General features: G+C 47.8%; 7 protein-coding genes. All 7 read left to right on the plus strand.

The window, feature by feature from the left end:
- Nucleotides 1–723 (plus strand): cell division protein FtsQ/DivIB, encoded by a 723-nt coding sequence (locus ACLR2L_RS04180; protein ID WP_413365953.1) that lies wholly within the window; start codon nucleotides 1–3, stop codon nucleotides 721–723.
- A 9-nt stretch (nucleotides 724–732) separates the two neighbouring features.
- A complete protein-coding gene (gene ftsA / locus ACLR2L_RS04185; RefSeq protein ID WP_413365955.1) occupies nucleotides 733–1,962 on the plus strand; it encodes a cell division protein FtsA in 1,230 nt (409 codons plus the stop codon).
- A 105-nt stretch (nucleotides 1,963–2,067) separates the two neighbouring features.
- Nucleotides 2,068–3,225 carry a cell division protein FtsZ gene (gene ftsZ / locus ACLR2L_RS04190; RefSeq protein ID WP_140959913.1) on the plus strand — a complete coding sequence of 386 codons (1,158 nt, stop codon included), beginning with the start codon at nucleotides 2,068–2,070 and terminating at the stop codon, nucleotides 3,223–3,225.
- A gap of 145 nt (nucleotides 3,226–3,370) precedes the next feature.
- Nucleotides 3,371–4,282, plus strand: coding sequence for a UDP-3-O-acyl-N-acetylglucosamine deacetylase (gene lpxC, locus ACLR2L_RS04195; protein WP_140959911.1), 912 nt, complete (start codon nucleotides 3,371–3,373; stop codon nucleotides 4,280–4,282).
- Nucleotides 4,283–4,440: 158 nt separating this feature from the next.
- Nucleotides 4,441–5,331, plus strand: coding sequence for a M23 family metallopeptidase (locus tag ACLR2L_RS04200; protein WP_413365958.1), 891 nt, complete (start codon nucleotides 4,441–4,443; stop codon nucleotides 5,329–5,331).
- Between the two features lie 92 nt (nucleotides 5,332–5,423).
- Nucleotides 5,424–8,144 (plus strand): preprotein translocase subunit SecA, encoded by a 2,721-nt coding sequence (gene secA, locus ACLR2L_RS04205; RefSeq protein WP_413365960.1) that lies wholly within the window; start codon nucleotides 5,424–5,426, stop codon nucleotides 8,142–8,144.
- 56 nt (nucleotides 8,145–8,200) lie between these two features.
- The coding region (mutT, locus tag ACLR2L_RS04210) for an 8-oxo-dGTP diphosphatase MutT (RefSeq protein ID WP_413365962.1) at nucleotides 8,201–8,533 on the plus strand (333 nt) is incomplete at its 3' end.

The raw sequence follows: 8,533 nt of genomic DNA on the forward strand, positions 1-8,533 counted from the left end.
ATGACAGCGCAACAGCATTCTGTGCCTTGGGGCGGCATTACCTTTTTGGTGATGTTGTTTGCTGTGTTAGTCGCAACGGGTATTAAAACTTACTCCTGGATGCAGGATGAGCAGCGGGCGCCGGTGCAGGTAATTGATTTTTCCGGTCGCTTTAAGCATCTGGACGTGTTGAAACTGGAAAAGCTGATTCGCCAGTCTCAACCCGGTAGTTTTTTTGCCCTGGACGTCAACGACATCCATCAGCTGTTGGAACAACAGCCATGGGTTTATCGAGCATCGGTGCGCAAGCAGTGGCCAAATCGACTTAAGGTGTATTTGGTTGAGCAAACGCCGGTAGCGCGCTGGAATGAAGATTTAATGCTGAATCCTTACGGCGAAAGCTTTAACGCTGAGGGAAAAACACTGGGACTGCCAAAATTATTTGGGCCTGGTGGCAGTGAGAAAACCGCGTTGGAAGGTTATAACGCCATGCAATCTCTGCTGGCAGGACAGAACCTGGCGATTGCGGAGCTCTCGCTGAGTGAGCGGTACGCCTGGCAGGTACAGTTACAGAACGGTATAGAACTGAATCTGGGCAGGCAGGAATTTATAGACAGGTTACAGCGTTTTGTGGATGTGTATCCGTTACTGGCGAAGCAACCCAAAGCAGTGAAATACGTAGATTTGCGATACGATACCGGACTAGCTGTTGGCTGGGACGACAATAACACGACAAAAAGTTAAGAGAATTAAATGTCTAAAGCGGCAGAACGTAATTTAATTGTAGGACTTGACATCGGTACCAGCCGGGTTAAAGCCGTCCTCGGTGAATTACTGGATGATGAACAAATCAGCATTGTTGGGGTGGGTACCCATGCCGCACGTGGAATGGACAAAGGCGGCGTTAACGATCTGAATTTGGTAGTAAAGTCAGTTCAAAGTGCCGTGAATGAAATGGAGCTCATGGCAGATTGCCAGGTGTCGTCTGTGTTTATGTCCATTTCAGGGCGTCATGTGAAGTGCCAGAACGAAAGTGGCATGGTACCGATTAACAATCAGGAAGTGACCCAGGAAGACGTGGATAACGTGGTACACGCAGCCCGTTCTGTGCCAATTGCAGCAGAACGCCGCTTACTGCATGTGTTACCACAGGAATTTACTATTGACGTGCAGGAAGGGATAAAGAACCCGGTTGGCATGTCCGGTGTACGGATGGAAGCGGAAGCGCACATTATTACCTGTGCCGATGACATGGCCAAGAATCTGGTTAAATGTGTTGAACGCTGTGAACTACACGCCGACCAACTGATATTTTCTGCGTTGGCTTCCAGCTATGCCGTGCTTACTGACGATGAGCGTGAATTAGGTGTTGCGGTGGTTGATATTGGTGCCGGCACCATGGATATTGTGATTTTTACTGATGGCGCTATTCGTCATACAGCGGTTATTCCACTGGCCGGAAACCAAATTACCAGTGACATAGCCAAGATATTCCGTACCCCCATCAGCAACGCAGAAGAGATCAAGGTGAACTATGCCTGCGCGCTGAAAGACATGGTGAGTATGGAAGAAAGCATTGAGGTACCCAGTGTCGGCGGTCGCCCGGCAAGGGTGATGTCACGCCATACATTGGCAGAAGTGATTGAACCCCGGTACCAGGAGCTGTTTGAGTTAGTGCATAAAGAAATCAAAGCCAGTGGCTTTGAGGAGCAAATTGCTGCAGGTCTGGTATTGACCGGCGGTACCGCCAAAATGGAAGGCGCGATTGAATTTGCAGAAGAAATTTTTCAAATGCCGGTAAGAGTGGGCAAGCCACTGGGCATTGTAGGTTTGTCGGAGTACACAGACGATGCAGGTTTTGCAACGGCAGTTGGGCTTCTGCAATATGGAAAAATGCAATTTGATAATAAAAAAACCAGTAAGCAGCGCGCCACAGACAGTATGTGGAAGCGGGTTCAAAGCTGGTTCAAGGGTGAATTTTAATTATTTTTTAGGGGGCGCTTAATCACGCACAACCGTGACGACGGAATTGTCACAATAACTGTGTTTGGTTAAGTGTGTATAGACGTACAAAACCGGAGAGTAAGTATGTTTGAATTAATGGATAGCCACGGTGAAGAAGCCGTAATCAAAGTCATCGGTGTTGGTGGCGGCGGCGGTAATGCAGTGCAACACATGGTGTCGCATAGCATTGAAGGCGTGGAATTTATTGCAGTAAATACCGATGCGCAGGTATTACGCAGTTCATCAGCCGATGTAACGTTACAAATCGGCTCAAATGTTACCAAAGGTCTGGGTGCTGGCGCCGATCCAAACAAGGGTCGTGAAGCAGCGCAGGAAGACCGTGAAACCATTCGTCAGGCCCTTGATGGCGCGGACATGGTATTTATCACCGCAGGTATGGGCGGTGGTACTGGAACAGGTGCAGCACCAGAAGTGGCTAAAATTGCCCGTGAAATGGGTATTTTAACCGTTGCGGTAGTAACCAAGCCATTTCCGTTTGAAGGGAAGAAGCGTACTGATTTCGCTAATCAGGGTATCGAAGAACTGTCGCGAAATGTAGACTCTTTGATTACTATCCCGAACGAAAAACTGTTAAAAGTAATGGGTCCTGGTACGCCATTGTTGCAGGCATTCAGTGCGGCAAACGACGTATTGCGCGGCGCAGTACAAGGTATTGCAGAATTAATTACCCGCCCGGGTCTGATTAACGTTGACTTCGCCGACGTACGCACTGTTATGTCTGAAATGGGTAAAGCCATGATGGGCAGCGGCAAAGCATCCGGTCCGGATCGCGCTGAAGAAGCGGCAGAAGCGGCTATTGCCAGTCCATTACTGGAAGATATCGACCTGTCAGGTGCCCGTGGGATTCTGGTGAATATCACTGCTGGTCCGGATTTTGCAATCGATGAATTTGAGACTGTAGGTAATGCGGTTAAGGCGTTTGCTTCTGAAAACGCAACGGTAGTAGTGGGAACGGTTATCGACATGGAGTTAACCGACGAACTGCGGGTTACCGTTGTCGCTACCGGTATTGGTGCGGAGCGTAAGCCTGATATTGCACTGGTTAGCTCTGAAGGTGCGCGTTTATCGGCATCTGCCCGTGAGTATCACAATGGCGGTGAGAGCCGCGCTGTAGGTGGTACCGACGGCAACCAGGCGCTAAAGGCAGACGAAAGCGCACAGCCTGGTAATGATCTTGAATATCTGGATATTCCTGCGTTCCTGCGTAAGCAAGCAGATTAAACCAGTAAAGAGAACTTTACACAGCTTTTACAGTCGAGACGTTAAATATTGCTGGTAATGCGGTAATATTCATGACAGATTTTTGACAAGTAATAGTCGGCTCCCTATAATTGCCGACCGTTTTTGTGTAGGTAATACGAAATCGATGATTAGACAACGTACAATTAAACATGCTGTCCAGGAAACTGGAATTGGGTTGCATAAAGGAGACAAGGTCACTATGACTCTCCGGCCAGCGCCTGCGAACACGGGAATCGTGTTTCGGCGTATTGACCTTGATCCGCATGTCGATATCCACTCACGCGCTAACGCCGTGGGTAACACAATGTTGTGTACGTGTTTGAACAACGAAGATGGCGTCAGTATTCACACCGTGGAGCACCTGGCGTCTGCGCTGGCAGGCCTGGGTATTGACAATATTATTGTTGAAGTAAACAGCAATGAGCTACCGATTATGGACGGTAGTGCGAGCCCATTCGTATTCTTATTACAATCGGCCGGCATTGAAGAGCTGAACGCGCCTAAGCGGTTTATTCGAATGACTAAACCAGTGCGCGTAGAAGACGGCGATAAGTGGGCTGAATTGCGCCCTTACGACGGCTTCCGTGTAGATTTCCAAATTGATTTTGATCATCCGGTAATCAGCCAGACTCGTCAGCACATGGTAATGGATTTTGATTCCTGCTCGTATGTGAATGAAGTGAGCCGCGCCAGAACCTTTGGTTTTATGCGTGATTTGGAATACATGAATGCGAATAATCTGGCATTGGGTGGCAGCATGGAAAACGCTGTAGCTCTGGATGATTACCGCGTACTGAACCCAGAAGGGCTTCGTTATGATGACGAATTCCTTAAGCATAAAATACTGGATGCCATCGGCGACTTGTACTTAGGTGGACACAGCATCATTGGTGAGCTGGCAGCTTATAAAACTGGCCATGGACTCAACAATAAACTGCTAAATGCAGTGTTGGCTCAACAGGATTGCTGGGAATATGTTACCTACGAGTCGTCAGACGAAGCCCCTATTCGTTACGCGCAACCTGCTCTGGTATAAGTAATTTTGCTGAAAAAGCCGCCCTTGTGGCGGCTTTTTTGTTGTTTATTTAAGGTAATTGTCGTTAGAATAGCGCAAAACGTGTTATTTTTAGCAAGTTTGTAACAAGTATCAGAACAAAAGAACGCAGCGCACAATTGTGCATTTAAGACACAGCGATGAAATTAACAGTCACATTTATAGGCAAAAACAGACGGGTTCGTCACAGTATGAGCGTGCGCTCTATTGTGAGCCTTACTGTATTGTCGTCGCTGTTTGTGCTGGTTTCCAGCCGTTCTACTGATTCTTCCTTTGAAGACCTCGCGCGCGTTAAAATTGCGCAAAATATCCTTGAAGCCGAAAAGCAGCAGGTCGAAGCATTAAAATCTGCTACGGGTGAGCAGGTTAAAGCACTTACTGAACAGTTAAGTGCAATGCGACTTACGCTTGACAAAATCGATGCTAAAACTCAGGTTCTCGCAAAGGCGATGGGCATTGACGAGCAGTCAGTTCAGGATTTCGGGCTGGCGTCGGTATCTGTCGCTAAACAGCTACAGGAAGAACAGGACAGGTTACTTACACCTATAGAAGAATTAGGCAATCAGTTGCTTTATAAGCAGCAGCAACTGGATGCCCTTGAAAGATTGGTTACCGGACACCATATAGATGAACAGATTAGTTTATCGGGTCGTCCGATAGAGAAAGGATGGTTGTCGTCTTACTATGGTATGCGAGCCGACCCGTTTACGGGCCAGCCTGCCATGCATAGTGGATTGGATTTCGCCGGCGAAGTAGGTGACGATGTTGTTGCCACGGCTGCGGGCATAGTAACCTGGTCAGGTGACAGGTACGGTTATGGCAAACTTGTAGAAATCGAGCACGGAGACGGGCTTGTGACACGGTATGGGCATAACGATTCGCTTTTGGTGAATAAAGGCGATCTGGTTACCAAGGGTCAGGTTATTGCACAAATGGGCAGTACCGGTCGTTCGACGGGAGCACACGTGCATTATGAAGTCATCAAGAGCGGCCAGAAAGTCGATCCTCTTCCTTACGTTTACAACAAATAACGTACTCTCTATCAAACCAGTCTGAAACGCGACTTGCCCTGGGGTAGCCCGAGCAGGTTATTTTTGATTACAGCAGTGGAAATACCAACACAATGTTTGCAAGCATTCTCAGAAAAGTTTTTGGCAGTCGTAACGACCGACTATTAAAAAAATTACAAAAGCAGGTTAGCGCCATTAATGCTCTGGAAGCCGAGTTTGAAGGACTGGACGACGCTGCATTGAAGCAGAAGACTGAAGAATTCAAGCAACGACTGAAGGACGGTGCAACGCTCGATGACATTCTGGTTGAAGCCTTTGCTGTTGTAAGAGAAGCGAGTAAACGCGTGTACGGGATGCGTCATTTCGACGTGCAAATGCTCGGTGGCCAGGTGCTTCACTCTGGTAAGATCTCAGAAATGCGCACCGGTGAAGGTAAAACACTCACCTCGACTTTACCTACTTACTTAAATGCGTTGACCGGTCGTGGTGTTCACGTTATCACGGTAAACGACTATCTTGCCCGCCGCGATGCTGAATGGAGCAGAAGCTTATTTGAATTCCTTGGTTTAACGGTTGGTTGTAACGATCCAGGCATGGCATCTGCGCAAAAGCGCGAAGCGTATCAGGCTGATATTACCTACGGTACCAACAACGAATTCGGCTTTGACTATTTACGTGACAACATGGCGTTCAGCCCACAGGATCGCGTTCAGCGTGATCTGTATTTTGCTGTAATCGATGAAGTTGACTCCATTCTGATCGACGAAGCCCGTACACCACTGATTATCTCTGGGGCAGCTGAAGACAGCTCAGAGTTATATTTGCGTATTAACCGCGTTATTCCGGAATTGGTTAAGCAAGATAAAGAAGACGAAGAAGATAAGCATGGCGACGGCGATTACACTATCGACGAAAAAGCCAAACAGATTCACCTTACTGAAAAAGGCCAAATTCACGTAGAAGAGATCCTCAAGCGCGAGGGCTTGCTGCCTGAAAATGAATCTTTGTTCGACGCGGGAAATATTTCGCTGTTACATCACATCAATGCTGCACTTCGTGCACATAAGTTATTTGCGAAAGACGTTGATTACATCGTTAAAGACGGTGACATTGTTATTGTTGATGAGCATACTGGCCGCACAATGGAAGGCCGTCGTTGGTCTGAAGGTTTACACCAGGCTGTTGAAGCCAAAGAAGGTGTAAAAATTCAGAATGAAAACCAGACTCTGGCATCCATTACCTTCCAGAATTACTTCCGTTTATATGAAAAGCTGTCGGGTATGACAGGTACAGCGGATACAGAAGCCTTCGAGTTCCAGCATATTTATGGTCTGGAAACGGTGGTTATCCCCACTAACCGCCCGATGGTGCGTGACGACAAGGCGGATTTGATTTACCTTACCGCACAGGAAAAATACGAAGCGATCGTTGAAGACATTAAAGCCTGTGTTAAACGTGGTCAGCCTGTTCTGGTAGGTACCATTTCCATTGAAAATTCTGAACTGATTGCGCGCATTCTCAAGAAAGAAAAAATTGCACATAAAGTACTGAATGCCAAGTTCCACGCACAGGAAGCGGATATCGTAGCTCAGGCAGGTCGCCCCGGTGCGGTTACGATTGCTACTAACATGGCCGGTCGTGGTACCGATATCGTACTGGGCGGTAACTGGCAGGCAGAGTTGGCGAAGATTGAGTCTCCAACAGAGGAACAAAAGGCTAAAATCAAAGAAGCCTGGAAGAAAGATCACGAGGCAGTGCTGGCAGCCGGTGGTTTACATATCATTGGTACCGAGCGTCACGAATCACGCCGTATTGATAACCAGTTACGCGGTCGTGCAGGTCGTCAGGGCGATCCAGGTTCTTCGCGATTCTATCTGTCACTTGATGATGCCCTGATGCGTATTTTTGCCTCTGAGAAGATGGCCAGCATGATGAAACGCCTGGGTATGGAGCGTGGTGAGGCCATTGAGCACCCATGGGTAACCCGAGCCATAGAAAATGCTCAACGCAAGGTTGAAGGCCGTAACTTTGATATTCGTAAGCAGTTGCTGGAATATGATGACGTGGCAAACGATCAGCGCAAGGTGATTTACGAGCAACGAAATGAATTGCTGGACGAAGGCGACATCAGCGAAACCATTCAAGCAATTCGTGAAGATGTTATTGGTGGCGTAGTGGATGAGTATATTCCGCCTCAGTCACTGGAAGAAATGTGGGATGTTGCCGGCCTTGAGCAACGCCTGAAAGCCGATTTTGCCCTTGATGCACCTATTCAGAAGTGGCTTGATGAAGATGACAAACTTTATGAAGAAAAGCTACGTGATAAAATTCTGACTGAGCTGACGGCCGCTTATAAAGGCAAGGAAGAGATGGTTGGCGAAGCGGTACTTCGTCAGTTCGAAAAAGCCGTTATGCTGCAAAATCTGGATAGTCACTGGAAGGAACATTTGGCTGCAATGGATCATTTGCGTCAGGGAATTCACTTACGTGGTTATGCGCAGAAAAACCCGAAACAAGAATATAAGCGCGAAGCATTTGAATTGTTTTCAACCATGCTGGAAGCGCTGAAGAGTGAAGTGATTACCATTCTGAGCCGGGTGCAGGTTCGTGCTGAGTCTGACGTTGAAAAAGTGGAAGAACAGCGCCGTCAGGCTGATGATGTGCCGAAGAATTATCAGCACGCCAGTGCAGATGGCGAGCCTGGTCCGCAAGCGAGTGGTCCACAAGCCGCACAGGCAGCGATGCCACGCACAGGTCCTAAGATTGGCCGCAATGACCCTTGTCCATGTGGTTCAGGTCAAAAGTACAAACAGTGTCACGGTAAATTGTCGTAATACTGAAAGCGCGTTAATCAAAGGGGCAGTTTGCCCCTTTTTTATTAGAGGTGAATATGAAAGTGGTAGACGTTGCGGTTGGCGTAGTGATCAGAGAGGACCAAACATTTGTTTGTTTGCGTGCCAGTGATAAACATCAGGGCGGCAAGTGGGAGTTTCCCGGTGGCAAGGTAGAGGTAAACGAAACTGCTGAAAACGCGCTTTGCAGGGAATTGCTAGAAGAGATTGCGATTACTGTTACGCATACGCAGCCTTTGCTGACAATCACACATGACTACGGCGACAAGCAAGTGCGATTGGTCGTTTTTATTGTTGATGCCTTTATTGGAGAGCCTAAAGGCAATGAGGGGCAGCCGGGTAAATGGTTACCAGTATCGGCCTTAAATCCA

Origin of the sequence: Alteromonas sp. AMM-1, assembly GCF_047290655.1 — a bacterium.
Taxonomy (GTDB): domain Bacteria; phylum Pseudomonadota; class Gammaproteobacteria; order Enterobacterales; family Alteromonadaceae; genus Alteromonas; species Alteromonas mangrovi.

Coding starts and splice junctions, on each gene's coding strand:
- lpxC (WP_140959911.1), top strand. CDS start 3,371: ATGATTAGACAACGTACAATTAAACATGCTGTCCAGGAAACTGGAATT.
- ACLR2L_RS04180 (WP_413365953.1), top strand. CDS start 1: ATGACAGCGCAACAGCATTCTGTGCCTTGGGGCGGCATTACCTTTTTG.
- secA (WP_413365960.1), top strand. CDS start 5,424: ATGTTTGCAAGCATTCTCAGAAAAGTTTTTGGCAGTCGTAACGACCGA.
- ftsA (WP_413365955.1), top strand. CDS start 733: ATGTCTAAAGCGGCAGAACGTAATTTAATTGTAGGACTTGACATCGGT.
- ACLR2L_RS04200 (WP_413365958.1), top strand. CDS start 4,441: ATGAAATTAACAGTCACATTTATAGGCAAAAACAGACGGGTTCGTCAC.
- ftsZ (WP_140959913.1), top strand. CDS start 2,068: ATGTTTGAATTAATGGATAGCCACGGTGAAGAAGCCGTAATCAAAGTC.